This is a genomic window from Miltoncostaea oceani (genome assembly GCF_018141545.1).
Lineage (GTDB): Bacteria > Actinomycetota > Thermoleophilia > Miltoncostaeales > Miltoncostaeaceae > Miltoncostaea > Miltoncostaea oceani.
Window position 1 is genome coordinate 392,869 of record NZ_CP064356.1, and the last position, 25,628, is coordinate 418,496.

Below are 25,628 nucleotides of genomic sequence, written 5' to 3' on the forward strand. Positions count from 1 at the left end.
GCGCGCGCGGCATCGCCCCGTCCGGATGAACGCGTCCCCGGCGTTCGTCCCATCGGGGTGATGCGACGACCCTCCGGACCGGACGAACCTCCGGTGCACGCCCCGGGGGCATCGACACACGAGTAGAGGAGGTGACGGATGGCGTCCCGCGCCACGGCCGCCCGGCTGTCCGACGCGCAGGTCGCGGAGGTGCTCGACCTGACCCGCGGCGCGGACAGCGTCGAGCTGAAGCTCACGGTCCCGCTCTCGGACCGGAGCCGCGCGTCGCAGGCGCTGGGGGTCGACCCCCTCGACGCGCAGCTGCGGCAGGTCTACTTCTTCGACACCCCCGACCTCGCGCTGAACCGCGCCGGGCTGGTCGTGCGGGCCCGGCGCGTGCAGCGCCGCGGTGACGACTCGGTCGTGAAGCTCCGCCCCGTCGTGCCGGCCGCCCTCGACGCCGACCTGCGTGCCTCCCCGTACTTCGGCGTGGAGGTCGACGCGATGCCCGGCGGCTTCGTGTGCTCCGGATCGATGAAGCGGGCGGTGGGCAAGATCGACGTCCGGGCGACCCTCGCGGCGGGCGACCCGATCCGGCGCCTCTTCTCGAAGGCCCAGCGCCGGCTCTACGCCGCGCACGCCCCAGAGGGGATCGACCTCGACGACCTCTCGGTCCTCGGCCCGATCTTCGTGCTGAAGGCGAAGTTCTCGCCGGAGGGGTACGACCGGAGGATCGTGGCCGAGGTCTGGCTCTACCCCGACAACTCGATGATCCTCGAGTTGTCGACGAAGTGCCTCCCGTCGGAGACGTTCCAGGTCGCCGCCGAGACGCGGGCGTTCCTCGCGGGGCACGGCATCGACCTGTCGGGCGAGCAGGAGACGAAGACCCGCAAGGCGCTGCAGTACTTCTCCCGCCGGCTCCGCGCGGAGGACCGGGCGACGGCATGAGCGCGCCGGGCGCCCCCGTCCGCGCCGGCGCCGGCCGGCCGCGGGTGCGCCCGTGAACCTCGTCATCGGGGGGCTCGTCCTCGTCGCCGTCGTCGCGGTCGCGTCGGCGGCGATGCTGCTCGTCCGGCGGAGCTCGCCGGAGGGCAGCCGCTTCACCGACGGGGACCGGGCGTCCGGCGTGTTCGGGGTGCTGGCGACGGGGTTCTCGGTGCTGCTCGGCTTCATCATCTTCCTGGCGTTCACGAGCTACGACGAGTCGCGCACCGGCGCGGAGGCGGAGGCACTGGTCGTGGCCCAGCAGGTGCAGACCGCCCAGTTCCTGCCGCCCGCCGTCCGCGCCGAGCTGACGGGTGAGCTCATCTGCTACGGCCGGAGCGTCGTCGGCCCGGAGTGGGACCGGATGGACGACGGCACCCAGGGCGACGCGATCAACCCGTGGGGGGTGGCGCTCTTCCGGACGATCCGGGGCGTGGAGCCGCGGACCGCGAGCGAGGGGTCCGCCTACGACACGTGGCTCGACCAGACCTCGGCGCGGGAGGAGGCGCGGCTTGACCGCATCCACGGCGCCGAGGGCGTCATACCCGTCCCGCTCTGGATCGCCCTCTTCTTCATCTCCGCCGTCGTGTTCGTCTACATGCTGTTCTTCGCGGACGCGGCGGAGGGGGCCGTCACCCAGGCCCTCCTGATGGGCTCCGTCGCCGCCGTCATCACGGTGATGCTGCTCCTGCTGGCGTTCCTCGACAGCCCGTTCGGGTCGGGCGTCGGGCGGCTCGAGCCGACCGCGATGGAGCGCACCCTGCGGATCGCCGACCAGGCGCTCGACGCCATCGGGCGCACGGTGCGCCCGCCGTGCGACGCCCGCGGGATCCCGTCGTGAGCACCGGTGCGCGGGGGTGGCGGGAGGGCTGGGTGGACGTCGTGGCCACCGTCCTGCTGGCCCTCGCCACCGTCGCGACCGCCTGGAGCGGGTACCAGGCGAGCCGCTGGAACGGCGAGCAGGCCGCCGCGGCGGGGCGCGCGAACGCCGCCCGCATCGAGTCGACGGGGGCCGCCGGTCGGGCGGACGCGCAGACCCAGATCGACGTCGCCTCGTTCACGGCGTGGGTCGATGCCTACGCACGCGGGGAGGACCGGCTCGCCGTGTTCTACCGGCGGCGGTTCCGACCGGAGTTCGCCCCCGCCGTCGACGCCTGGATCGCGACGCGGCCCCTCCGCCGCGCCGACGCGCCGCTGACGCCGTTCGCGATGCCGCAGTACACGCTCGCGGCACGGGAGGAGGCGGCGCGGCTCGCCGCCCGCGCCGACGACCAGTCGGCGCAGGTCCGCCTCTTCATCCAGCGCTCCACGAACTACGTCCTCGCGGTGGTCCTCTTCGCCGCGACCCTGTTCTTCGCGGGGATGAGCGCGAAGCTGCCCTCGCCGCGCCTGCGCCTCGCCCTCCTCGTCATGGGCCTCGTGGTGTTCGCGGGCGCGCTGGTGTGGATCGCGACGTCGCCGGTCAGCGTCTCGGTCTGAGCGGGCGGGCGGTCAGGGGGCCGGGTGCCCCGCCCCCACGGCGTCGGCCGGGTGCTCGCGTGCCGTCTGGCGCCGGAGCGCCTCGACCCCGCCGACGACGAGGGCGATCATCACGATGGTGCCGACCAGGCGCCGCGGGGCCCCCGTCGGCCCCCACGCCAGGACGAGGAGGGCCACCACCAGGACGCCGGCGTGGACGGCGGCGGCGTGGTCGCGCATGGCCGGGGCGATCCACGACCGGATGGCGCGCGCCGGCCGGGTCGGGCCGCTGAGCACGGCCCAGACGAGGCCGACGAGGCCGATCGCCACGAGGCCGAGCGCGATCTCCCCGAGCACCTCCGTGCCGACCAGCCACACCGTCGCGGCGGCGCTGCGGGTGGGGGGTTCCGCCAGCGCCTCGACGACGGCGTCGCCCACGAGGCGCCGCACCACGAGCAGCACGAGCCCGACCACCAGCAGGCCGAGGGCCGTCGCGCGCACCGCCTGGCGCCGGAACCCCTCCGCGAGGTACACGGCGCCCGCGAGCAGGGCGAGCACCACCACCAGCAGCACCGGCGAGAGCACGTCGAGCGTGGCGACGGCGTCCTGCGCCGCCGCGAGCTCGTCGGACTCCATCAGGACGAACTCGGCGGCGCCGGGCCGGGGCGCCCCCCCGATGCCGAGCTCCGCGCGGAGGCTCGCGACGAGGGGCGTCAGGTCGAGCACGACCTCGCCGCCGGTCGTCGTGACGAGCTCGCCGTCGTCGCCCCGGAGGACCGCGACGAGGCGCGTGTGCGCCCGCCGGTTGACCTCCTCCCACACCGACTGGACGGTGGGGCGCTGCAGGAACGTGTCGGCGCGGTCGAGGGCCACGTTCCGCAACCCCGCCGCGATCGGCTCCGCCAGCGGGTCGAGGGCGGGGGGCAGCCTCATGCGCAGGCCCTCCACCACCGAGGGGTCGTCGAAGAGGGCGTCGACGATCCGCAGCGACACCGCCTCGCGGACGTCGGCGTCCTGCAGCAGCTCGCTGCTCGTCTCGGTCCACCGGTCCGTATCGAGCAGCTGCCGCTGCACCCACACCGTCAGCGTCGACGCGAGCGCCACGACGCAGGCGAGGCCGATCATCCCGTAGACCAGGGCGCGGCGGCGGCCGGGGGTCAGTCCCCCCCGGCCCGGGGCGTCCCCGTCCCCGGTGTCGCGCCCCTGCCGGCCGGTGGTCTCGTCCATCGCGCGCGCTCCTCCGTCGCGGATCGCGGCGCACCCGCCGCGGGGACGATCCAACCGCCGACGGGGGGGCCCGGCATCGGCCGGAGGGGATGAGACGGGCGGGGGGCGCCGCCCGCGCGTTCACCCCATCGGGAGGATGGCCGCGCCGGGTGCCGCTGGTTCGATGGACGCCGTGGCCGCCCGGTCGCGACGCCCGGAGACGCCGGGGCGCACGGGCGGGACGGCGACCCAACGCGGAAAGGACTGCACATGGACTGGAGCTTCTGGGATGTCCTGTGGACCACCTTCGTGGTGTTCCTCTGGATCAGCGTCCTCATGATCTACTTCAACGTCGTCATCGACGTCTTCCGGAGCCACGACCTGTCGGGGTGGGCGAAGGCGGGTTGGCTCGTCGTCCTCGTCGTGCTGCCGTTCCTCGGCCTGCTGATCTACGTCATCACCCGTGGACCGAAGATGGCGGAGCGCGGGATGCGGGACCAGCTCGAGCGTGCCGACCAGATCCGCGCGGCCTACGGCGACGGGAGCGGTGCCGCGGCGGACCAGATCGCCCGCGCGAAGGAGCTGCTGGACAGCGGCGCGATCGACGCCGGCGAGTACGAGCAGCTGAAGAGCCGGGCGCTCGCCGCCTGAGCGACGTGGAGGGGCGCCGCCCGCCGGGCGCCGCCCCTCCGCTCAGGGGGCCCGCGCCAGGAGGGCCCGCGCCCGGGCGTACGGCGGGGCCCACGGCGCGCCCGGGTCGCGCGGGTGGCGCGCCCGGTCCTCGATGTCGGCACGTTTCACCGTCCGCGCGATCCGGCCCGCGCGGCCCGGGGCACGGGCGATCTCACGGGTGTGCTCCAGGAACGCGTGGTCGTCGGCGTCGCCCGCGTCGCGTGTGAGCAGGCGCACCGCGGCGACCTCGTCGGGGCCGAGGCCGGCGCCGGCGAGGTCGTGCTCACCGAGCCCCGTCCACTCGAGCGCGTCGTGCAGCCACGCGACACGGCGGGCGAACGGCGGCACGGCCTCCGCGACCCGCCGGACGTGATCGATGTACGGCCGTCCGCTCGGCTCGACCTGCCCGCGGTGCGCGCGCTCGGCGAGCGCCCGGGCGTCCTCCGCCGTCGCCGTCCCGTTCCCACGTCCCGCGTCCATGGGTCACGGTCCCGCGCCGGGGCCGCGCGCGCATCACCCCGATGGGGCGAGCGCCGTCCGGGCTTCATCCCATCGGGGCGATGCCGGGGCGCCGCCACCGTCGTTTCATCGACGCGCCCGCACCTCGGACGAAAGGACGCCACCATGGCGGTAGGACAGGAACCCACCGGGATGGCCCCGGCGTCGGACGCCGGCTACGGGGCGGTCGTCTTCGCGGCGAGCATGATGGTGCTGATCGGGGTGTTCCAGGCGATCGCGGGACTCGTCGCGATCATCGACGACGACTACTACGTCGTCACGCCGAACTACACGTTCGAGCTCGACGTCACGGCGTGGGGCTGGATCCACCTCATCCTGGGGATCGTGATCTTCTGCGCCGGCGTCGCGCTCTTCAGCTTCAAGCCGTGGGCCGGCTACCTCGCCATCGCCCTCGCGATCCTGAGCGCCGTCGCGAACTTCTTCTTCATCCCGTACTACCCGTTCTGGTCCCTCGTCGTGATCGCCCTCGCGGTGTTCGTGATCTGGGGACTGTCGCGGCCCGGCATCCTGGTCCGCAGCTAGTCGTCGTGACGGTCCTGGGGACGGGGGCGCTCCCCGACGGCCGGTCAGCCGGGCACGGTGGGGATCGTGCCCGGCCGACCCCCTCCCCCGCGTGACCGGGCCGCAGGAGGGGACCCCCCCGGCCGCGGACGGTGCCCCCGACCCGCTGCTGCCGCCGCGCACGTTCGCGCCGCCGGCGTGGCTGCGCGACATGGGCCGCACGGCCTGGGCGCTCGTCGGCATCGCCGTGGTCGTCGTCGGGGCGCTCCTGCTGCTGGGGGTCGCGTCCGACATCGTGACCCCGGTCATCGCGGCGGGGGTCGCCGCCTCCGTCGCGGGCCCCGCCGTCGCCTGGATGGGCCGCCGCTGGCGCCTGCCGCGCGCCGCGGGGGCGGGGATCGTGCTGCTCGGCCTGCTGGGGGCGGCGGTGGTCATCGCCCTGATGGTCGTCCACGGGATCACGGGGCAGGCCGACGAGATCCGCGCGGCCCTCTCGTCCGGCGCCGACACGATCGAGGGGTGGGCCGACGACGCCGGGACGTCGCAGACGGGGGACGCGCGCCAGGACCTCGAGGCGGCGCTCCCCGCGATCGGCGGCGCGCTGCTCGGCGGGGTGGTGCAGGGCATCAGCGGCCTGACGTCGCTCGCCTTCTTCCTGTCGTTCTTCTTCTTCAGCACGTTCTTCCTGCTGAAGGACGGCCCCGTCTACCGGCGCTTCGCGGACCGCCACCTCGGGCTCCCGCGACCCGTCGCCACGATCATCACCGGCGACGTCGTCGGGTCCCTGCGCGACTACTTCTACGGGGTCACCCTCGTCGCGGTCTTCAACGCGGTGCTCGTCGGGGCGGGGGCCCTCGCGCTCGGGGTGCCCCTCGCCGGGACCATCGCCGTCGTGACCTTCGTGACGGCCTACATCCCGTTCATCGGCGCGTTCATCTCCGGCGCGTTCGCGGTCGTGATCGCCCTGGGCAGCGAGGGCACCGACACCGCCCTCCTCATGCTGGTGATCGTGCTGCTCGCCAACGGGATCCTGCAGCAGATCGTCCAGCCGATCGCCTTCGGGGCGACGCTCGACCTGAACCCCCTCGTCGTCCTGATCACGACGATCGCGGGCGGCGCCCTGTTCGGCATGCCGGGGCTGGTGCTGGGGGCGCCGCTGACCGCCGCCGGGGTGCGGATCGCCGCGGACGTCGCCCGGGCGCGGTCCGGGGTCGGCGCGGCGCCCGTCGCCACGACGGCGGAGGGTCCGTGAGCGCGTCCGACGGCGACACGGGTCCGCCCGGCCCCCCGGAGGAGACGGTCACGGAGGTCGGGCGACGCCGGCTGCACATCCCGGACACCGTCGCGCGGGGCCTGCTCGCCCTGCTGCTGCTCGGGTTGATCCTGTGGGTTCTGCTGTCGAACGTCGGGGACCTGGAGGCGGTCGCCGAGGCGCTCGCCGGCGTGTCGTGGGAGGCGGCGGTGCTGCTCATCGCGCTGCTGCTCGCGACGCAGGTCGTGATCGCGTCGCAGCTGGCGTTCACCGTCCCGGGGCTCGGCGTCACGCGGGCGGTCGTGACGGTCGAGTCGGCGGCGGCCGTGTCGAACACGGTCCCCGGCCCCTCGGGGACCGCCACCCGGCTCGGGATCCTGCGGTCCTGGGGCTTCTACACCGACGACTTCGCGCGGAGCTGGCTGTTCACGAGCTCGCTGACGAACCTCGTGGTCCTCGTCATGCCGGTGCTCGCCATCATCATCGCGGCGGCCCTCGGGGAGGTCACGACCGGCGTGGTGGTGCTGGCGGTCATCGGCGGCGTCGCCTCCGTCGTGGGGATCGTGCTGGTGTGGCTCATGCTCCGCAGCGAGACGTTCTCGCGCCGCATCGGGACCCTGGCGGGCCGGTTCGCGCGGTGGGCGCGCGGGGTGGTGTCGAAGCGGCCGAGCGAACGCGACTTCGCCGAGGCCGCGGTGCGGTTCCGGGACGGCCTGCGCGCGACGTGGCGGGAGAACGGCGGCCGCGTGAGCCTCGCGGTGGTCGCCGCGTACGGCCTGAACGCGCTGATGCTCTCCATCTCGATGCGCGCCGTGGGCCTCGGGTACGACGTCCTGCCCGTCGGGTCGATCGTCGTGGTCTACGCCTTCGTGCGGCTGCTGACGATCGTCAACCTCACGCCGGGCGGGGTGGGCGTGGTGGAGGCGCTCTACGTGTCGGGCTTCCTGCTCGTCGCGACGGGCGCCGACGAGTCGCAGATCGTCGCCGGGGTGTTCCTCTTCCGCGGCCTCACCTACGTCGGTCCGATCCTGCTCGGCGTCGTGGGGCTGCTGATCTGGAAGCTGCGGTCGTCGTGGCGGGTCCCGTCACCGCCGGAGCCGGTGGGTGCCGCGGGCGTCGGCGCGGTCATCGCCGACCGCGAGCCCCCCGGCCCGGGGGCGCGCTAGTGGGTGTGGTCCCCCGGTCCGGGGAGCGCGACGACGGTGGTGCCGCCGACCGCCAGCACCCGCACGTCGACGCCGGGCGCGAGGACGGCGGCCGCCGCCGCGAACGCCCCGCCCGGGTCACGCAGGTACGCCGCCCGTGCCGTGACCGGCCACGGCGCGTAGGTGCCCCAGTGGACGGGGATCGCCACGCGCGGCCGCAGCAGCCGCAACGCCTGGGCGGCGCGGGTGGGGTCGAGGTGCCCGGGGCCGAGGCGCGGTCCCCAGCCGCCGACGGGCAGCAGCGCCACGTCGAGCCGCGGGGCGATGTGCGCCATCCCGTCGAAGAGGTCGGTGTCGCCCGCGACGTACGCGGTGCCGGTGCCCTCCACCACGAACCCGAGCGCGACGGCGCGGGCGCCGCGCACGCCCCGCGGACCGCGCCGCCGCCCCCCGCCGTCGTGGGCCGCCGGCGTCGCCCGGACCCGCAGCGGGCCGACCTCCGCGACGTCGCCGGGGTGCATCTCGGTGACGGCGCGCCGGCCCGCCCCCGCGAGGAGCGCGCGTGCGCCCCAGGGGGCGAGGACCGGAACCCCCGGGTCGATGCGGCGCAGCGACGGCAGGTCGAGGTGGTCGCGGTGGAGGTGGGAGATCAGCACCGCCGACAGGCCGTCGGCGACCCGCCCCGGGGTGGGGGCGACCCGGTGGAGGTGGCCGAGTCGTCCCCGCAGGAGCGGGTCCGTCAGCACCGCGACCCCGTCCATCTCGATCCGCGCGGTCGCGTGCCCCGCCCAGGTGACCACGAGCCCCGTCATGCGGGCGGGGGGACGCCGTGAGCGCCCCCGGGGTCCCCGAGGCCCGCCCGGAGACGCTGCGCATCCGGCCCGGCGCCCTCGCCGTCGCCTGGGTGGTCGCGGCCCTCGCCCTCGGGTTCGCCGCCGTCGTCCTGCCGGGGCTGCGCGTGCACGGCGCCGCGGGCGCCCTGCTCGCGGCGGCGCTGATCGCCGTCCTCAACGCGGTCGTCCCGCCGGTCGTCGCCGCCCTGCGTGTGCCGTACACGCTGCTCGTCGACTTCGTCCTGATCCTCCTCATCGACGGGGCGATGCTGAAGGCGGCGTCGGAGATCGTCCCGGGCGCCCTGACGGTCGACTCCTACGGGTGGGCGCTCCTCGCGGCGCTGATCATGTCCGCCGCATCGGTGGTCCTCGAGGTGGTCCTCGGGACGAACGACGACGACACCTACATGCTGCGCCAGGCGCGGCGCATCGCCCGCCGCGGCGGCGGCGGCGAGCGGTCGGACGTCCCGGGGATCGTGTTCCTGGAGATCGACGGCCTCGCGCTCCCGGTGCTGCGGCGCGCGATGCGGGACGGCAACGCACCGGCGATGGCGTCGTGGCTCGCGGACGGCTCCCACCGGTTGATCGAGTGGGAGACCGACCTGTCGTCGCAGACCGGCGCGTCGCAGGCGGGCATCCTGCTCGGCTCGAACGAGGACATCCCGGCGTTCCGGTGGGTCGAGAAGGAGACGGGGCGGACGATGGCGTGCTCGGCGCCCGCCGACTGCGCCGAGATCGAGCGCCGCCTCTCCACCGGCCGCGGGCTGCTGCGCGACGGAGGGGCGAGCCGCGGCAACCTCCTGTCGGGCGACGCGGACCACGTGATCCTCACGGTCAGCCGCATCGAGGAGGAGAAGGGCGCCAACCCCGGCTACCGCGCGTTCTTCGCGAACGGCTCGAACGTGACGCGGACGATGGTGCTGTTCACGTGGGAGGTGATCCTCGAGCTGATCGCGGCGGCCCGCAGCGCCCGCCGGGACGTCCGCCCGCGCGGCCACCGCGGCGGCGTCTACCCGTTCATGCGCGCCGCCCTCTGCGTCGCGGTGCGCGACCTCATCGTGTTCGGGGTGATCCTCGACATGATGCGCGGCCGCCCCGCCGTCTACGCGACGTTCTCGAGCTACGACGAGGTGGCCCACCACTCGGGGCTGGAGCGCGCCGACACGCTCGAGGCGCTGCGCAAGCTCGACCAGCAGTTCGCCCGCATCGACCGCGCGCGGGCGCACGCCGCCCGGCCCTACGACATCGTCGTGCTCTCCGACCACGGCCAGACCCAGGGCGCGACGTTCCGGCAGCGCAACGGGTACGGCCTCGACGAGCTGGTGTCGCGGTCGCTGTCCCGGGGGGAGGTCGCCCTGATGGAGGGCGGCGACGAGAACGACGGCGCCGTCGGCCGGGCCGTGTCGGAGGCCACCGGCCGGCCCGTCGGCCGCGACGGCTCCGGCGACGTCCCCGCCGACGGCGGGCGGGACGTGGTGCTCGCGTCGGGCAACCTCGGCCTCGTGTACCTGATGGGGGTGCCGCGCCGGCTGACGCGGGAGGAGATCGACGCCGCCCACCCGGACCTGATCCCGGCGCTGCGCGCCCACCCCCACATCGGCTGGCTGATGGTCCGCGGGGCCGACGGGCCACTGGTGCTCGGCGCCCGCGGGGTGCGCCACCTCGCCTCCGGCCGGGTCGAGGGCGAGGACCCCCTCGCGCCGTTCCCGCCGACCGCCGCGGGTCACCTCCTCCGCGCCGACGGGTTCGCGCACGTCGCGGACATCATGGTGGGGAGCTTCTACGACCCGGTCCTCGAGGAGGGGTGCGCGTTCGAGGAGCTGATCTCGTTCCACGGCGGGCTCGGCGGCCCGCAGACCCGCCCGTTCATCCTCCACCCCGCGCACCTCGCCGCACCCGGCGCGCCGCTCGTCGGCGCCGCGGCCGTGCACGATGTGCTGGCGGGCTGGCGCGGGGCGACCGCCGACGGGCGGCGGGACCCGGCCCCGGCGGGCACCACCACGGACCACACGGACGGAGGACGACATGGGTGACGAGTTCGAGCTCTACGGCCGGTCGGAGGAGATGACCCGCGAGGAGGCGGCGCGGCGTCTGCACGCCATCGCCGACGAGCTCGCGTCGAACAACGGGATCCGGGTGACCCGCGACAACACGCGCCTCTCCATCGCGGTCCCCGCCCGCGTCGAGCTCTCCGTCGAGGTCGAGCAGGACGACGACGGGATGGAGATCGAGATCGAGATCGGCTGGCGGGGCGGGCCGATGGCGACCTGAGTCCGGCGGCGGGTCACGGCCCGCGGACGACGGTGACCATCTCGCCGGGCGCCCACTCCCGCGCGACGTCGTCCCGGCCCGGGACGCGCAGCACCACGTGGACGGCCGTCTCCGTCCGCACGATGTCGCGGGCGACGGTGGCCTCGACGTCCCCGTCGCCGAGGTCGACCCGGATCACGTCGCCGACCTGGAGCCTCTGCACGACGAACTCCATCGCCATCGGTCCACCCCCCTCCTCGGCGTGGCGCACGGGTCCCCGGACACCCCCCATGGGACGCCCCGCGGGACCCGCGCGCATCGCCCGAAGGGGATGAGCGGGGGCCGGGCGTCCCACCCACCCGGCGTCATCACCCGGGTGAGCGTCCCCGCCGGGTCATCGCCCCCACCACGCGCGGCATACGTTCGGGTCGTCCGGCGCCCGGTGAGGAGGAAGGACGATGGCGACGACCCTGACGGTCTGGAAGTACCGCACCCCGGCGGGAGCCGAGGACGCGCTGGCGGTGCTCGAGGAGCTGAGGAGCGAGCAGCTGATCGAGATCCACGACGCCGCGGTCGTGTCGTGGTCCCCGGGCGCGAAACGGCCGAAGACGCGTGAGCTCAACAGCCTGACCGGTGTGGGCGCACTCGGCGGGGCGTTCTGGGGGTTGCTCTTCGGGCTCGTGTTCTTCATCCCGCTCCTCGGGGTCGCGGTCGGCGCGGCGATGGGGGGACTGGCCGGCTCGCTCACGGACGTCGGGATCGACGACAGCTTCATCAGGAAGATCCGCGAGGAGGTCACCCCCGGCACCTCCGCGCTCTTCCTGCTCACGTCGGGGGCCGTCATGGAGAAGGTGCTCGACCGCTTCCAGGCGCACGAGCGGCCGGAGCTCATCCAGACCAACCTGTCGGACGAGGACGAGGCGGCCCTCCGCCAGGCCTTCACCGAGCAGGGCTGACGCGACGGAGGGACCCCGGCCACCGCCGGGCGGCGGACGGGATCGTCCGATCCGGCCGATGCCGTCCCGTGGCCCGGCGGGGTCGGATGGCGCATGGGCATGCGCACCGCACCGCCCGGCGTGGCCGGGCCCGGACCGACGCCGCCGTCCGTCCAGGGCACCGTCCTCCGGTCGAAGCTCACCGCCCCCCGTCCGGGCCGGGACGGCGTGCCCCGCCCCCGCCTCATCGCACGGCTCGACGCGGCCGCCGGCCTCCCGCTCACCGTGGTGTCCGCGCCGCCCGGGTTCGGCAAGACCGCGCTCCTGGCCCAGTGGGTCGCGACGCGCGACCCGGGCTCCACCGCCTGGGTGTCGCTCGACGCCGACGACAACGACCCGACCCGGCTGTGGGCGCACGTCTGCGCCGCGCTCGGAGTCGAGGGCCCCCTGCCGGAGGATCCGCCCGACCGTCCGACGGCCTCGGCGATCCTGGTGGCCGCCGCCCTGAACGACGCGGAGGGCCGCCGCGACCGCGTGCTGGTGCTCGACGACTACCACCTCGTCGTGAACGGCGACTGCCACGAGCGGATCCGCTTCCTGGTGGAGCACCTCCCGGCGCCCCTGCACGTGGTCATCGCCAGCCGCCGCGACCCGCCGCTGCCCCTGGCGCGCATGCGCGCCCGGGGTGACCTCGGCGAGGTGCGCGCACGCGACCTCCGCATGGGGCGGGAGGAGTCACGGCAGCTGATCGACCTCAACGGGGTGTCGCTGTCGGCCGCCGACGTCCGGCGGCTGCACGAGCGGACGGAGGGGTGGGCCGCCGGCCTGTACCTCGCGGTGCTGTCCCTCCGGGGCCGCGAGGACGTCGCCGGTTTCATGGACGGCTTCAGCGGCTCGAACCGCCACATCGTGGACTACCTCACCGCGGAGGTGCTCGCCGCGGAGTCCCCGGAGACGACGGACTTCCTGCTGCGCACCTCCGTGCTCGACCGGATGTGCGGCCCGCTCTGCGACGCCGTGCTCGAGACGAGCGGCTCGACGGCGCGGCTGCGTGAGCTGGAACGGCGCAACCTCCTCGCCTGGGCGCTCGACGACGAGCTGCGGTGGTTCCGCTACCACCCGCTCCTCCGCGACGTGCTCAGCCTGATGCTGTCCGAAGGGCATCCGGGCGAGGCGTCGGCGTTGCACCTCCGCGCGTCCGTCTGGTGGGAATCGCACGGCGACGCCGAGCGCGCGGTGGAGCACACCCTCGCGGCGCGCGACGCGCGGCGCGCCGCGCGCCTGGTCGGGGCACACTGGCGGGAGCTGGCGGGCGCCCGCGGCGCGGCGCCCGTCATCGACCGCTGGCTCGAGCGGCTGCCCCGGGCGGTGGTGCTGGGCGATCCCGGGCTCTGCCTGACGCGGGCGGTGCTGGAGGAAGCGCGCGGCTCCCCCCGTCGCGTGGTCGAATACTGGATCGAGGCCGCCGAGCGTGCGCCCGACCCCACCGCGGACACGTCCGCGCTGCCCTTCGGAACCGACTCGGTCCTCCTCGAGACCGCACTCGTGCGGGGTGCCTACGACGGCCAGGACGTCGGCCGGCGGCTCGGCAGCGCCACCCGCGCCGTCCGCCTCGCACGCCGCGCCGGGCCGTTCGCCCGGGCGCTCGCCGGGACGCACCTCGCGTACGCCCAGTGGCAGGCCGGCCGGCACGGCGAGGCACTCGCGACGGCGCGCGCCGGCCTCGCGGAGGACGACGCCCGTGTCGTGCCGTTGCTCACCGCCGTGCTCCACGCCATCTGCTCCCTCGCGACGGCGGCGCTCGGGGACGACGCGACCGCCGACGAGGAGGCCCGCGCCGCGTTCGCGCGGATGAACGCGTTCGGGCACGGCGAGACCCCGCAGGCCACCGTGGTGTGGCTCGCGCACGGGACGGCCTGCGCGCGGCGTGGGGCGGCGGAGACCGCGGAGGCGGCGCTGCGCCACGCGATCCGGATCGCCGACGGGCCCCACCAGGCGCTCGACCGCGCGCACGCCCTCCTGGCCCTCGCCTCCGTCCTGAAGGTCCGCTCCGACGTCGGGTCGGCGGCCCTCGCCGTCGCCCAGGCGCGCCGCATCGTCGCGGGCACCGTCGACCCCGACCCGTTGCGGCGGCTCGCCGCGGCCTCCCGGGTCCGTGACGTGCCGGTGCTGGCGGAGCCGATCAGCCAAGGGGAGATGCGGATCCTGCGGTGGCTGGAGTCGGACCTGACGCTCCGGCAGATCGGCGATCGCCTGTTCCTTTCGGTGAACACCGTGAAGTCGCACACCCGGCTGCTGTACCTCAAGCTGGACGCGACGTCCCGCGAGGGGGCCGTCGACCGGGCGCGGGAGCTGCACCTGATCTGACCGGTGGCCGCGGAACCGCCCGGGTGAACGGGTCCCGGGCCCGGCACCCCGCCCCGCGGCCGTGACACGCTCCGGTCCCCCCACGAGAGGTGAGGTGGTGTCGCGGTACCGGGTGGAGATGGCGGGACATGTCGGATCCCGTTTCCAGAACGTCTTCGACGTCGTCGTCGTCGAGATGGGCCGTGGCCGGACGATCCTGACGGTCGACCTCCCGGACCAGGCCGCACTGCAGGGCCTCCTGGAGATGGCCGGCGGCGCCGGCATCGAGCTCCTCGCGGTCAACCGCACCGACGTCCCCGCGGTGCGGGGCGCCGCTCACCCGGGTGAGCGGCGCCCCTGCGACAGTGCGGAGGAGACCACCAGCCCGTAGACGATGGCGAGGGCCGTCACGACGGTGTCGACCCCGACCTCGACCCCGGCGATCGTGTCCCCCGACACCAGCCGTGCGGCGCTCTCGAAACCGAGGCTGCCGGGCACGAGCAGCAGGATCCCCGGCACGATGAACACGAGCGGGGAGCGGTGCAGCACCCGGTCGAAGAGGTTCCCGGCGAGGCCCACCGCGAGCGCTGCGACGAAGGCGGCGGCCTCGTCGCCCAGCAGATCCGCCGCCGGCGTGCGGATCCCCACGGCGAGCGCCGCGGCGACCGCGCCCCACCCGAAGTCCCGCGCGCCCGCGTTGAGGGTGATGGTGAGCGCGGCGCCGGCCGCCGCCGCCGCGGCGACCTCCAGGAGCGGGCCCGCCGACGAGATGGTGACGCCCGGCGACCGGCCGAACCACCCCTCGGAGAGCGACCGCACGACGGCCACCCCGAACACCAGGCCCATGAGCTGCACGAGCGCGACGGCCGTGTTCGCCACCCCCGACTGCAGATGGCCCGTCGTCAGGTCGCGGATCCCGACGGTGAGCGCCATGCCCGGCAGGATCGCGACCAGCGCCGCGAGCGTCGCCAGGTCGGCGCCGACGCCGGCGACGGCCTCCGCGGCCACGGCGCACACCAGGCCCGCGACCACCGCCGCGGCGGGTGTGGAGACGGCCCGCACCGCGTCCCGGCCCGGGCCGGGCCGCACCACCGCGCCGACCGCCACACCCGCGACCAGGGCCGTCAGCGCCTCCCGCCACCCGCCACCCAGGATCGGGGTGACGGCGGCCGCCGTCACCCCGAACGCCGCGAGCGTGACCGCCGGGTGGTGCCGCGTCGGCGCGAGGGCCTCCAGCTCGGCGAGGGCGTCCGCGGCGGGCATGCCGTCCGCGACGCGTCGGGCGAGGTCGTCGAGGCGGGCGATCGTGTCGAGGTCCACGTCCCGCGGCTCCACGCGGATCGTGGTGGTCCGCTGGTCGGGGAACGCCCCGATCGCGACCTCCACCAGCGTCGGCGTGGCCGACACGGCGACGTCGAGGCCGAGGGTCCGGCCCATGTCCCCGACCCGCCGTTCGAGGTCGTCGGTGGGCAGCCCCGCCACGTGTCCCGCGCGGGCGAACCGCAGGAGCAGGCGGTCGGGGACGTCGGGTGCGGGGACCCAGCCGGCGCCCGTGTGGGATGGCGCCGGCAGGGTCGTTCCCGCAGCCCCGCCTACGGGGCGGGGGCGGTGGTGGCCGGGACGTCGATGCCGGTGTCCCCGAAGAACGCCGACGCGATGATGACCCCGACGATCGCGGTGACGATCCACATGATCTGCAGCGGGAGCTGGAACGAGTGGTCGATCACGCGCTTGCCGAGGCTGGTGGTGCCGGTCTTGTCCGCCTCGGCCGCGGCGATCTGCGTGCCGTTCGCGGGGAGGAACAGGACGCCCATGACGGCGGTCCACGCCGCGACCATGAAGCCGGCGCCGATCCCCAGGGCGAGGCCGATCGGCACGATCGTCCTCGTCGCCGCGGACTGGCTGGTCGTGAGGCCGGCCACGAGGAAGATGGCGATCGCGATCATGAACGGGGCGTTCTCCGCCATCCCGCCGAGCATGTCGACGATGGAGTCCTCGTTGTTGGCGATGAACGTGTCCGCCATCCAGGCGATCCCGAACAGGGCGATCATCGCCACCATGCCCGCGCTGAAGATCGACTGCCGGACGACGTCGCCCGGGCGGACGTGCGCGAAGACCAGGATGAGCGCCGCGGCCGCGAACATGATCATCTGGATCAGCGGCGTCACGGCCATGGGCTCCACCCCGCCGCCCTCCGCGGCGACCGTCGGGCGGAGGCCCTCGGCGAGGCCGAACACGCAGATGGCGGCCACGCCGAGGAGGAAGATCACGACGCTGCGGACGGCGAACCGCATCAGCTCGATCTCGCCGACGGGCGCGGGCGGCTGCACCTCTCCGGCCTCCAGCCGGCGGAGGTACTCGGGGTCCTTGTCGAGCTCGCGCCCATGGCGGCTCATGATGAACGCCATGACCATGATGCCGACGATGCTCGACGGGATCGTGATCAGCAGGACGTCCACCAGGTCGAGCCCGTAGGGCTCGACGAGGGGGAGCATGGTCGCCGTCGCCGCCGCGACCGGGCTCGAGGTGATGCCGGCCGCCGAGGCCACCGTCGAGGTCGCCAGGGCGCGCTCCGGGCGGATCTTGTTGGCGTACGCCACCTCGTTGATGACCGGGACGATCGAGTAGAAGGTGTTGCTCGTCCCGGTGAGGATGCACAGCAGGTACGAGATCGGCGGGGCGACGAACACCAGGGCCTTCGGTCTCGCCCTCAGCGCGTGGCTCGCCACCTTCACCATGTAGTCGATCCCGCCGGCCGCCTGCATCGCGGCCGCGGCCGAGATGACGGCGACGATGATCAGCATCGCGTCCGTCGGCGGCTCCCCGGGCTCGAGCCCGAAGGCGAACACCAGGACGAGCGTCCCGACGCCGCCCCACACGCCGAGCCCGATGCCGCCGCTGCGGACACCGAGGGCGATGAAGCCGATGACGACGGCGCCCTGGAGCGCCATCAGGAACCAGTCGGTGGCGCTCATGAGGCCCTCTCCTCCTGGAGGGTGCGGCAGGTCGGGGCGTTCCGGACGGCGACGGCGAGCTGCGGGTCGCTGACCGCGACCTCCGCGATCACGTCCACGCCGCCGGCGAGGGCCGTGCCCAGTGAACGGGTGGCGGAGGCGAGCTGCTCGACGGCCGCCTCGAGGGTGTCGGCCTCCTCATCGAGGGCGTCCTGCGCCGCGTCGAGCTCGTCGCGCGCGTCCGAGCTCCACGCGTCGAGCGCGTCCGCGGACTCCGCGCCCCCGGGCGAGTCGGGGATGCCGGCGGTCTCGATCGCCAGCGTCAGGGTGTCGGTGGCCTGCACGGCCCGCTCGAGACCGCTCCGGATGAAACCCGTGCGGGTCTGCTCCGTCTCGGACTGCGGCTCCGACGTCGCGTCCCCGATCGCCGTGGGCTGCCGGATGTCGTCGACGATCGACTCCATCTGGCCGCGCCACACGAGGACCGCGCCGCAGACGTCCGCCGACCACTCCGCGGCGCTGACCTGCTCGTCCGCGTGGTCGTCGGTGCCCACGATCGCGAACAGGCCGATGACCGCGCCGAGGCCGATGATGATCAGGCCGACCCAGAGGAATGCGCCGCGCATCCCTCACCCCCTCACGGCCGGCGCGGAGAGCTCGTCCACCAGCGACAGCAGCAGACGCCAGAAGCGCTCCACGGTCGGGGTGCTGACGCGCTCGTCCGGCGAGTGGGGGGCCTCGATCTGGGGCCCGAAGGACACCATGTCGAGCTCGCCCGGCACCCGCGTCGCGATGACCGCGCTCTCGAGGCCGGCATGGACGGCCGTGACGATCGGGTCCTCCCCGAGCGCGCGGGTGTAGGCGGCGATCGTGGCGGCGAGGACGGGGGACCCCATGTCCGGCCGCCAGCCGGCGTAGTTCCGCCTCACCCGGATCGTGCCGCCGGCCAGGCGTGCCGCCGCCTGCAGGGTCCCGATGAGGTCGGGCATCGCCGCGTCGTTGGAGGAGCGGCTCAGGCTGTGCAACGTCAGCACGTCGCCGTCCGTCACCGCCTCGCCGAGCGAGGTGCTCGTCTCGACCAGGTCGTCAAAGGCGGGGCTCATCGCCAGCGGGCCGGTGGGGATGACGGCGACCGCGTCGAGCATCCGCCGCGTCGCCTCCGACGTCCAGGCCGGGGCGCCGTCGCCGGCGTCGGGCGTGACGGTGACCGTCACCCCGGGGTCGGTGACCGAGCAGGCGTCCCGGATGACCGCCTCCGCCCGGGCGACGGCCTCGCCGAAGGCCGCCGTCGCGTCCGCGGGGACCTGCACGACGGCCGCGGCGTCCCGCGGGATGGCGTTGCGGCTCCTGCCGCCGTCCATCGCCACGAGGCGGAACGGCACCTCGGCCAGCGCCTCGCCGAGCGCGCGGCCCAGCACCTTCACCGCGTTGGCGCGCCCGGCGGCGATGTTCGTGCCCGAGTGCCCGCCGAGCCCTCCCGACACGGCGACCCGCAGGGACACCGCCCCCGGTGTCGCCGGCTCGCGCGCCGCGGTGATGTCGATCCACGTGTCGGTGCTGCCCGCGCACCCGACGGTGATCCGGCCGTCCTCCTCGCTGTCGAGGTTGACGAGGACGCTCCCGGTGACCATCGCGCCGTCGAGGTTGTTGGCGCCCTCGAGGCCGACCTCCTCGGCCACCGTCATCAGCAGCTCGAGCGGTCCGTGGGGTATGTCACCGTCCTCGACCAGCGCCATCATGGCCGCGATCGCGACCCCGTCGTCGGCGCCGAGGGTGGTCCCGTCGGCGGTCAGCCACTCCCCGTCGCGTACGAGGCGGATGCGCCCCTCGGCGGGGTCGTTCGGGCTCTCGGGGTCGCGCTCGCAGACCATGTCGAGGTGCCCCTGGAGGACGACGGTCGGCGCCTGCTCGCGCCCCGGTGTCGCGGGGACGGAGATGACCGTGTTGCCGGCCGCGTCGCGGCGGGACGACAGGCCGAGGCGGCCGGACCAGGCGTCCACCCACGCGATGACGGCCTCCTCCTTCCGGGATGGTCGCGCGATCGTCGTGAGCTCACCGAACCTCTCCCAGAACCGTCGTGGTTCGAGCCCGGCGAGGGCCTCGTGCCAGTCGCCCGGCGCCGGTCCTCCCGACGCCGGTCCTCCCGACGCCGATTCGGTCGTCATGGCCTCCACCTCCTGTCGCCCGTCCCGGCCGGGCCGGGACGTGGAGTTCCGACGGGCCACGTTCCGGGCCCACCGCGCGGGGCCGTCACGACCCCGCCCCCGCCTGCGCGGGCGCCGCGGCGCGGCCCCGCGTCAGGTGGTCGAGCACCACCGCGAGCCCCGCGATGGCCACGATCGCCACGAAGGTCTCCGGGGACTCCCGGAGGGTGTCGACCGCGAAGAACGCGAGGACGACGACCGTCAGGCCGATCGCCGCGGCCACGATCGCCGGGTTGCTCCCGGTGTCGGCGCGCCGTCGCCATCCGGCGAACCCGACGAGCACGAAGATCATCAGCGCGACCGCGCTCCCGACCGACGCGATCGACGAGAGGTCGACCAGGTTCGCGACGAGGAGCACCAGGGCGGCGCTGATCAGGAGGCCCGGTTTGCGGCCGAGCCGGGATCCGGGGGAGAACACCGCCGGGAACAGCGCGAGCGACGCGAGCATCGCGGTGAGGTTCGACGCCGCGTAGAGGGTCGCGTTGGTCGCACCCGCAGTCGACAGGAGCGCGGCGACGGCCATGACGACGAAGCCGGCGTCGCCCAACGCGGGCCGCGCTGCCTCGGCGATCGCCGTCTCGCCGTAGCCGACGACCTCCGTGACCGTCAGCGTCCCGAACACGCCGATGGCGATCAGCACGTAGACCGTGGCCGTGATGCCGAGGGCGCCGAACATCGCCCGCGGGAGGTCGCGGCCCGGGTCGGCGAGGTCGCCCGCGGTGAAGGTGATGACGTTGAAGCCGAGGTACGCGAAGAACGTCAGCGCGACGCTGGCGATGATGTCGGACACGTCCGGGTAGCCCGAGAACGCCAGGAGGTCCACGTCGATGTCGGTGATCGTCACGCAGATGAACACCGCGAAGACGATCAGGACGCCCGTGACGATCACCTGTTGCGCCCGGGCGACGAACGTCGCGCCGACCATGTTCACGGCGACCATCACGACCACGAGCGCGGAGGTGAAGACGTTGTCCCACCAGGCCGCCGGCTCGTCGCCGACGAAGAGCGACGTCGCGTAGCTCCCGAAGGAGACCGCGACCATCGAGCAGACGATGACGATCGCCGCGATGTAGCCGAGCCACGACGCCACGCCGACGAGGCGCCCGACGCCGAACCCCTCCACCAGGTAGGTGATCAGGCCGCCCGAGCTCGGGAAGCGGACGCCGAGCTTCGCGCACGTGTACCCGAGCAGCACTGCGACGAGCCCGCCGAGCAGGAACGAGAGCCAGACGGCCGAGCCCGCGACGGCGCCGGCCTCGCCGAGCAGGGCGAAGATGCCGGCGCCGATCATGGCGCCGACGCCCAGGAACAACGCACCGCGCGCCGTCATCCGCCGCGGCGGCGCCTCCGGCTCGGGCACGGTGCCCCTCATCCCCACCCCCTCCCATGACGCTGGTCGGGGGCATCGTCCGGGCCCCACGGTGTGGGTGGACCCGGCGGAACCCCGTTCACCCGGGTGAGGGCGCGGCCGCGCGGACCCCGGTCAGCCGCCGACGGGCGCCCCGTCAGAGCAGGAAGCGGAAGAGCGGCCCCGCCGGGTCGACCGGCTCGATGTGGAGGGGGCTGGCGTCCATCCGGGCGCGCAGGCCGACGACGTCGCCGGGGCGGCCGACCTCGATGCCGACGAGCGCCGGCCCGGTCTCGCGGTTGTTGCGCTTCACGTACTCGAAGAGCGTGATGTCGTCGTCGGGGCCGAGGACCTCGTCGAGGAAGCGCCGCAGCATCCCCGGCTCCTGGGGGAAGTCGACGAGGAAGTAGTGCTTGAGGCCCTCGAAGACGAGGGCGCGCTCGATGATCTCGCTGTAGCGGCTGACGTCGTTGTTGCCGCCGGACAGCACGCAGACCGTCACGGCCCCCGGCGCCGGGTGCACCACCCGGCCGAGCGCCGCCGACGCGAGGGCCCCGGCGGGCTCCGCGATGACGCCGTCCACCTGGTAGAGCGCGAGCATCTCGGCGCAGACGGCGCCGGTGTCGACCTCGGTGACGGTCGCGCCGCTGTCGCGGACGACGGGGTGGGTGAGGTCCCCGGCGCGGCGGACGGCGGCGCCGTCGACGAACGGGTCGAGCGTCTCGAGGTCGACGGGCGCGCCGGCGCGCAGGGCCGCGGCCATCGCGGCGGCGCCGGCGGGCTCGACGCCGGTGAGCGTGACGGTGGGGGCACGCTCGCCGAGCCATGTCGCCATGCCGGCGAGGAGCCCGCCCCCGCCGACGGGGGCGACGATCAGGTCGGGTGCGTGGCCGAGCTGGTCGACGATCTCGCGGGCGACGGTCCCCTGCCCGGCGATGGTGCGCGGGTCGTCGAAGGCGGGGACGAGGTGGGCGCCGGTGGCGCGGGCGTCGGCGAGGGCCGCGGCGTGGGCGTCGTCGTAGGCGTCGCCCCGGATGACGACCTCGACCCAGCGGCCGCCGAGCGCGGCGATGCGCTCCCGCTTCTGCCGCGGGGTGGTGCGGGGCAGGTAGACCCGGCCGCGGACGCCGAGGGTGGCGCAGGCGTGGGCGACGCCCTGCGCGTGGTTGCCGGCGCTGGCGCAGACCACGCCGGCCTCGCGGGCTTCGATCTGCGCCATCAGGTTGTAGGCGCCGCGCAGCTTGTAGGAGCGGACGGGCCGGAGGTCCTCCCGCTTCAGCCAGACCTGGGCGCCGGTCGCCGCCGACAGCCGCCCGCTGAACGTGAGCGGGGTGCGCAGCGCGACGCCCTCCAGCCGGGCGGCGGCGGCGTCGACGGCCGCGGCGTCGACCGGTGCGGGCGGCGCGGGCGGCGGGGGAGGCGGGGCGCCGGGGGTGGGGTCCGGTGTCACCGCAGGACGATCTCCCCCTCGGCGGTCGCGATGCCGCAGGCGTGGATGCCCCGGCGCGCCGGTGGGGGCGCGTAGCGGATCGGCAGGCCGTGGTCGGGGCCGAGCCAGCCCTCGAGCACCGGCTGGTGGTCGCCGACCTCGACGAAGGTGTACCCGGTCGGCGCGCAGGTGTGGCCGGCGGCCTCGTACCGCTCCCGCTGGATCCGGTGGCGGTCCTCGGGGTCCCCGACGAGCGAGAGGAAGAACGGCAGCGGGTACTGCGGCATGCCGGCGCTGCGGAACGTGAGGCTGTCGCGATCGGGGTTCGCCTGCCCGACGCGCAGGGGCAGCCCGCGCCGGCGCGCCGTCTCGTCGAGGTCGGCGACCCCGAGGCACCACCACAGCACGCGGTCCTCGCCCTGCAGCGTCGCGGCGAGCCATGCGCCGTCGTCCCTGCCCGTGTCCGCGACGCCGAGCAGCTCGAGGAAGCACTCGGGCCCGAGCGGCACGATCCGGCTGGCGGTCCCGCCGAGGTGCGGGACACCGGCCACCGACCCGAGGCCGTGCTCCTCGCGCAGGCGCGCCGCGGCGGCGTCGACGTCGACGACCCCGTAGATGACGTGGTCGATGACGAACCCCTCGTTGTCCATCGTGCGCCCTCCCCGGATGCCGTCGGTCGACCCATCGTGCCCGATGGGGACGGCGTGGGTCCCGCGGGCCTGCGGGCGTCATGGATGCGCCGCGTGGTGCCGACGACCTCGGGGTGGATCCCCTTCGACGGCAGTGGTGGCGCGGGCCCTCGGGGGCGGCCGCATCGTGGGCGCTCGTCGTGCTCGCGGTGGCGTCGGTCTACTTCGGGCGGGACGCCCCGACCGCGCCACCCGAATGGGCGCAGCGTCCCGTCGACACGTCCATGGTGGACCGTGCCGCGTGTCCCACGGCGGAGGGCGGCGAGGGCGCGTACGCCCGTCCACGACAGCCGAGGCGCGGGGAGATCCTCGACATGGAGCCGACGCGGGGCCACATGGGGTGGCGCGTCGTGCGGGTCGACCTGCCTCTGCCGTCGGGCCGCGTGTTCGAGAACGGTGGGGAGTACCTGGGGTGGGACGGGACCGTGACCGACCTGGGGCCGCCACGACGTGCGAGGTGGTTCCTCTTCCTCGCGCGCTTCCGCGACGGTGGTGAGCGGGCCGCCTTCGCGCAGCTCGTGCTGGAGCCCGGCCGCCGCCCCGTCCGCTGGACCGAGGACGAGCGTTTCGGCTTCGGTACCGACGGCGGGATGGGAGCCATCGGCGCGCCGGAGGCGGCGGCGGCCGTCGAGTCGTACGGCGAGGCAGCCTCGGAGGTGCAGCGGGAATGGATCCTCGAGGACCGTCCCTGCCTCGCCTTCGCGGGTCCCGGGGCAGCCGGCTCGTCATCTTCGGCAACGGGTACGGCGACGGCGACACGCCGGCGGCGGCCGGCCACGACGCCACGGGGCGGCTCGTCGCCGTGACGTGGTTCATGGGCACCGAACCGTGGGCGCTCGGCGGGTTCCCCGGGCGGCCGCCCCGGTCCGTCGTGCGGCAGACCGGCCGCCGCCGTGACCTCATCGGCCGCGGGGTGGCGCGCGACGAGAGCCACCGCAGGTGCGTGGAGATGGCGCAGGAGGCATGAACGGGATGGTCGGGAGCGCACGACCGACCGTGGCCGGGCACGGGGCCCTCGACACGAAGGAGCCCGGGTTCGTCGCCGACCGCGCCGCCACCCTCGGGGCCTGCGTCCCGGTGACCCCGGTCCCGCCGCAGCCCGACCGCATGAAGCCGCGGAGCGCCCTCCGGCCGTCGGCGACGGCCGGAGGGCCGGTCCCCGACCCGGAGCCGATGGCGCGCGGCCGCCCGATCCGGGCACCGTGTGAGACGCATCCACCGCGGCCGGGGCGATTCCGTCCAACCGCGAAAAAGGCCCGCATCAGCGGGCCTTTCGGAGTGGCGGGACCCAGATTCGAACTGGGGACACCACGATTTTCAGTCGTGTGCTCTACCAACTGAGCTATCCCGCCGCGCCCGCCCGGCCGGGCCGGGGGGTCCCGGAACGGTAGGGCCCGCCCCAGGGCGATTCAAGCCCGCCCGCGGGGGCGGGGTATCATCGCCGCGATGCGCCGCCTGCTCCTCGCCTGCCTCACGGTGGCCCTCGTCGGGGCGTTCGCGGGTCCGGCGGCCGCGGCGCTCCGGCTGGAGCCCGGCACCGTCCGGCTGCTCACCCCCGAGGCCCAGCCCCGCGACCGCGAGCCGGTCTTCGCGGCGCGCGCCGGCGCCGAGTACCGCTTCGAGGTCGCCTACCGCGTGACCGGGGCGCCCCGCATCGGCACCGGCCACGTCTTCGTGTTCGAGGACGCCGTCACGGGGGAGCGCCTCGACGTGCGGTCCAAGAGCTTCCCCCCGGAGCCCGCCGGCCGGTACACCGAGTCGAGCAACCTCCGGATCCCGGAGTCGTGGGGGCCGGGCCTCTACCGCTTCCGGTGGACGATCACCGCCCGCAACCCGCGCCTCCCCTCCGTCCGCGCGACCGGCACCCGCGTCTTCCTCGTCGCCGGCGGCGCGACCGACTAGCTAGCGGGGCGGGACCGCCGCCTCCGGGGCGACGGGGACCGCGTCGCGCCGCGCACGCGCCCCGCCGCGGGCGGTGAGCCACACGCCCAGCAGGATCAGCACCCCGCCGGCGACCGTGGCGGCCGTGATGCGCTCGTCGCGCAGCGCCCAGCCGTAGGCGAGGGCGACCGGGGGGATCGTGTACGCCACGACCGACGCCCGGCCGTAGCCGATCTCCGCGATCAGGCGGAAGTACACGACGAACGCCCACGCCGTCCCCACCACCGCCAGGGCGACCACCGCGAGCACCGGGCCGAGGCCCGGCACGTGGTCCGGGGGCTGCACCACCACCGCCGGCACGGTCAGCACCGCCGCCGCCGCGACCGACGTGAACGTCGTCACCACCGGCGGCACACCCGGGTAGCGGCGCGTCAGCACGAACCCCGACAGCGCGTAGCTCGCGGCGGCGCCGATCATCGCGAGGCCGCCGAGCAACTCCCCGGTGCTGCCGACCTGCTCCACCCCCACCAGCAGCGCCACCCCGCCGAGCCCGATCAGCAGCCCCGTCCACTGGGCGGGGGACATCACCTGCGAGCGGTCGAGCACCGGGGCGAGGATCGCGATGAAGATCGGCGCCGCGGCGATCAGGGTCGCGGACAGGCCCGTCGGGACCGTCCGCTCGCCGAAGGTGATGAGCATGAACGGCAACGCGATCGCCACGAACCCCAGCACCACCGCCCACCCCGGCCGCCGCCGCACCACCCCGAGGGCGGCCCGCGCCTCGCCGCCGCGCACCGCGATCAGGATCCCGAGCGTCAGCGCCGCCAGCCCCGTCCGCCCCAGCACCACCAGCGACTCCGGCATGCCCTCGGCCGCCTCCGCGATCAACAGGTAGGAGGCGCCCCAGACGGCGGACAGCAGGACGAGCATCAGGACGTGCCGGGGTCTCACGCGGCCTCCGGGGGGCGGCGGGCGGAGGGGCGAGTCTGGTCGACCGCCCGGCGCCGGGCCCCGCGGGTGGTCGGCGGTGACGCCGGAGGCGA

At 75.0% G+C, this 25,628-nt stretch carries 27 protein-coding genes and 1 tRNA gene; 15 read left to right on the top strand and 13 right to left on the bottom strand.

Annotated features, from left to right (window positions below; translation table 11 throughout):
- Positions 1–138: 138 nt before the first annotated feature.
- From IU369_RS01885 to IU369_RS01895, 3 genes are read left to right on the top strand one after another with little or no spacing between them, the layout of a single operon-like run.
- The gene (locus IU369_RS01885) at positions 139–927 is read left to right on the top strand and encodes a CYTH domain-containing protein (protein ID WP_217922873.1); all 789 of its coding nucleotides are present in this window, start codon (positions 139–141) and stop codon (positions 925–927) included.
- Positions 928–979: 52 nt separating this feature from the next.
- Entirely contained in the window at positions 980–1,804 is an 825-nt protein-coding gene (locus tag IU369_RS01890; RefSeq protein WP_217922874.1) for a bestrophin-like domain, read from the top strand.
- The gene (locus IU369_RS01895) at positions 1,801–2,442 is read left to right on the top strand and encodes a hypothetical protein (protein ID WP_217922875.1); all 642 of its coding nucleotides are present in this window, start codon (positions 1,801–1,803) and stop codon (positions 2,440–2,442) included. Before IU369_RS01890 ends, IU369_RS01895 begins: the two co-directional genes overlap by 4 nt.
- A 12-nt stretch (positions 2,443–2,454) precedes the next feature.
- Here IU369_RS01895 and IU369_RS01900 read toward each other — a convergent pair whose 3' ends face one another.
- Positions 2,455–3,648: a hypothetical protein gene (locus IU369_RS01900; protein WP_217922876.1), complete on the bottom strand. Its 1,194-nt coding sequence runs from the start codon at positions 3,646–3,648 to the stop codon at positions 2,455–2,457.
- A 249-nt stretch (positions 3,649–3,897) separates the two neighbouring features.
- Between IU369_RS01900 and IU369_RS01905 the strand changes: the two genes are divergently transcribed.
- Complete coding sequence (locus IU369_RS01905) at positions 3,898–4,278, top strand: SHOCT domain-containing protein (RefSeq protein ID WP_217922877.1); 381 nt, start codon at positions 3,898–3,900, stop codon at positions 4,276–4,278.
- Positions 4,279–4,320: 42 nt separating this feature from the next.
- On the opposite strand, the gene IU369_RS01910 is transcribed toward IU369_RS01905, so the two are convergent.
- Positions 4,321–4,779 (bottom strand): phosphohydrolase, encoded by a 459-nt coding sequence (locus IU369_RS01910; protein ID WP_217922878.1) that lies wholly within the window; start codon positions 4,777–4,779, stop codon positions 4,321–4,323.
- A 144-nt stretch (positions 4,780–4,923) separates the two neighbouring features.
- Between IU369_RS01910 and IU369_RS01915 the strand changes: the two genes are divergently transcribed.
- The 3 genes from IU369_RS01915 (at position 4,924) to IU369_RS01925 (ending at position 7,737) form a co-directional block, all read left to right on the top strand.
- Entirely contained in the window at positions 4,924–5,340 is a 417-nt protein-coding gene (locus IU369_RS01915; RefSeq protein ID WP_217922879.1) for a DUF7144 family membrane protein, read from the top strand.
- A gap of 91 nt (positions 5,341–5,431) precedes the next feature.
- The gene (locus tag IU369_RS01920; protein ID WP_217922880.1) at positions 5,432–6,571 is read left to right on the top strand and encodes an AI-2E family transporter; all 1,140 of its coding nucleotides are present in this window, start codon (positions 5,432–5,434) and stop codon (positions 6,569–6,571) included.
- Complete coding sequence (locus tag IU369_RS01925; RefSeq protein ID WP_217922881.1) at positions 6,568–7,737, top strand: lysylphosphatidylglycerol synthase transmembrane domain-containing protein; 1,170 nt, start codon at positions 6,568–6,570, stop codon at positions 7,735–7,737. The genes IU369_RS01920 and IU369_RS01925 overlap by 4 nt, the downstream gene beginning before the upstream one ends.
- Here the strand turns inward: IU369_RS01925 and IU369_RS01930 are convergent.
- Entirely contained in the window at positions 7,734–8,528 is a 795-nt protein-coding gene (locus tag IU369_RS01930; RefSeq protein ID WP_217922882.1) for an MBL fold metallo-hydrolase, read from the bottom strand. The genes IU369_RS01925 and IU369_RS01930 overlap by 4 nt on opposite strands.
- Before the next feature lie 17 nt (positions 8,529–8,545).
- Here IU369_RS01930 and IU369_RS01935 point away from each other — a divergent pair, with 17 nt between their 5' ends.
- A complete protein-coding gene (locus tag IU369_RS01935; RefSeq protein WP_217922883.1) occupies positions 8,546–10,582 on the top strand; it encodes a phage holin family protein in 2,037 nt (678 codons plus the stop codon).
- On the top strand, positions 10,575–10,820 hold the full coding sequence (locus tag IU369_RS01940; protein WP_217922884.1) for an amphi-Trp domain-containing protein: 246 nt from the start codon (positions 10,575–10,577) through the stop codon (positions 10,818–10,820). Before IU369_RS01935 ends, IU369_RS01940 begins: the two co-directional genes overlap by 8 nt.
- A 13-nt stretch (positions 10,821–10,833) precedes the next feature.
- Here the strand turns inward: IU369_RS01940 and IU369_RS01945 are convergent, their stop codons facing one another.
- A complete protein-coding gene (locus IU369_RS01945; RefSeq protein ID WP_217922885.1) occupies positions 10,834–11,040 on the bottom strand; it encodes a hypothetical protein in 207 nt (68 codons plus the stop codon).
- Between the two features lie 217 nt (positions 11,041–11,257).
- On the opposite strand from IU369_RS01945, the gene IU369_RS01950 reads away from it, so the two are divergent.
- The 3 genes from IU369_RS01950 (at position 11,258) to IU369_RS01960 (ending at position 14,471) form a co-directional block, all read left to right on the top strand.
- The gene (locus IU369_RS01950) at positions 11,258–11,755 is read left to right on the top strand and encodes a DUF1269 domain-containing protein (protein WP_217922886.1); all 498 of its coding nucleotides are present in this window, start codon (positions 11,258–11,260) and stop codon (positions 11,753–11,755) included.
- Between the two features lie 99 nt (positions 11,756–11,854).
- Complete coding sequence (locus IU369_RS01955; RefSeq protein ID WP_217922887.1) at positions 11,855–14,101, top strand: winged helix-turn-helix domain-containing protein; 2,247 nt, start codon at positions 11,855–11,857, stop codon at positions 14,099–14,101.
- Between the two features lie 97 nt (positions 14,102–14,198).
- Positions 14,199–14,471 (top strand): hypothetical protein, encoded by a 273-nt coding sequence (locus tag IU369_RS01960; RefSeq protein ID WP_217922888.1) that lies wholly within the window; start codon positions 14,199–14,201, stop codon positions 14,469–14,471.
- On the opposite strand, the gene IU369_RS01965 is transcribed toward IU369_RS01960, so the two are convergent.
- The 7 genes from IU369_RS01965 to IU369_RS01995 all read right to left on the bottom strand — a co-directional run bounded on the left by IU369_RS01965 (position 14,417) and on the right by IU369_RS01995 (position 22,665).
- Positions 14,417–15,769: a threonine/serine exporter family protein gene (locus IU369_RS01965; protein ID WP_281426202.1), complete on the bottom strand. Its 1,353-nt coding sequence runs from the start codon at positions 15,767–15,769 to the stop codon at positions 14,417–14,419. The two genes, IU369_RS01960 and IU369_RS01965, sit on opposite strands and share 55 nt — an antisense overlap.
- Complete coding sequence (locus tag IU369_RS01970; protein ID WP_217922890.1) at positions 15,673–17,055, bottom strand: anaerobic C4-dicarboxylate transporter family protein; 1,383 nt, start codon at positions 17,053–17,055, stop codon at positions 15,673–15,675. The genes IU369_RS01965 and IU369_RS01970 overlap by 97 nt, the downstream gene beginning before the upstream one ends.
- Positions 17,052–17,660: a hypothetical protein gene (locus tag IU369_RS01975; RefSeq protein WP_217922891.1), complete on the bottom strand. Its 609-nt coding sequence runs from the start codon at positions 17,658–17,660 to the stop codon at positions 17,052–17,054. Before IU369_RS01975 ends, IU369_RS01970 begins: the two co-directional genes overlap by 4 nt.
- Before the next feature lie 3 nt (positions 17,661–17,663).
- Complete coding sequence (gene pepD, locus IU369_RS01980; protein WP_217922892.1) at positions 17,664–19,199, bottom strand: beta-Ala-His dipeptidase; 1,536 nt, start codon at positions 19,197–19,199, stop codon at positions 17,664–17,666.
- 85 nt (positions 19,200–19,284) lie between these two features.
- Positions 19,285–20,610 carry an APC family permease gene (locus tag IU369_RS01985; RefSeq protein ID WP_217922893.1) on the bottom strand — a complete coding sequence of 442 codons (1,326 nt, stop codon included), beginning with the start codon at positions 20,608–20,610 and terminating at the stop codon, positions 19,285–19,287.
- A 133-nt stretch (positions 20,611–20,743) separates the two neighbouring features.
- Complete coding sequence (ilvA, locus tag IU369_RS01990) at positions 20,744–22,036, bottom strand: threonine ammonia-lyase IlvA (protein ID WP_217922894.1); 1,293 nt, start codon at positions 22,034–22,036, stop codon at positions 20,744–20,746.
- On the bottom strand, positions 22,033–22,665 hold the full coding sequence (locus IU369_RS01995; RefSeq protein WP_217922895.1) for a VOC family protein: 633 nt from the start codon (positions 22,663–22,665) through the stop codon (positions 22,033–22,035). Before IU369_RS01995 ends, ilvA begins: the two co-directional genes overlap by 4 nt.
- A gap of 113 nt (positions 22,666–22,778) precedes the next feature.
- Between IU369_RS01995 and IU369_RS02000 the strand changes: the two genes are divergently transcribed.
- Together IU369_RS02000 and IU369_RS02005 are read left to right on the top strand one after the other, a co-directional pair.
- Complete coding sequence (locus IU369_RS02000; RefSeq protein WP_217922896.1) at positions 22,779–23,510, top strand: hypothetical protein; 732 nt, start codon at positions 22,779–22,781, stop codon at positions 23,508–23,510.
- Between the two features lie 8 nt (positions 23,511–23,518).
- Complete coding sequence (locus tag IU369_RS02005) at positions 23,519–23,671, top strand: hypothetical protein (RefSeq protein WP_217922897.1); 153 nt, start codon at positions 23,519–23,521, stop codon at positions 23,669–23,671.
- A gap of 312 nt (positions 23,672–23,983) precedes the next feature.
- Here the strand turns inward: IU369_RS02005 and IU369_RS02010 are convergent.
- Positions 23,984–24,056: transfer RNA gene (locus IU369_RS02010), tRNA-Phe, on the bottom strand.
- A 94-nt stretch (positions 24,057–24,150) separates the two neighbouring features.
- Here IU369_RS02010 and IU369_RS02015 point away from each other — a divergent pair.
- Positions 24,151–24,606 (top strand): hypothetical protein, encoded by a 456-nt coding sequence (locus tag IU369_RS02015; protein WP_217922898.1) that lies wholly within the window; start codon positions 24,151–24,153, stop codon positions 24,604–24,606.
- Here IU369_RS02015 and IU369_RS02020 read toward each other — a convergent pair whose 3' ends face one another.
- The gene (locus IU369_RS02020; RefSeq protein ID WP_217922899.1) at positions 24,607–25,536 is read right to left on the bottom strand and encodes a DMT family transporter; all 930 of its coding nucleotides are present in this window, start codon (positions 25,534–25,536) and stop codon (positions 24,607–24,609) included.
- Positions 25,537–25,628: the final 92 nt, after the last annotated feature.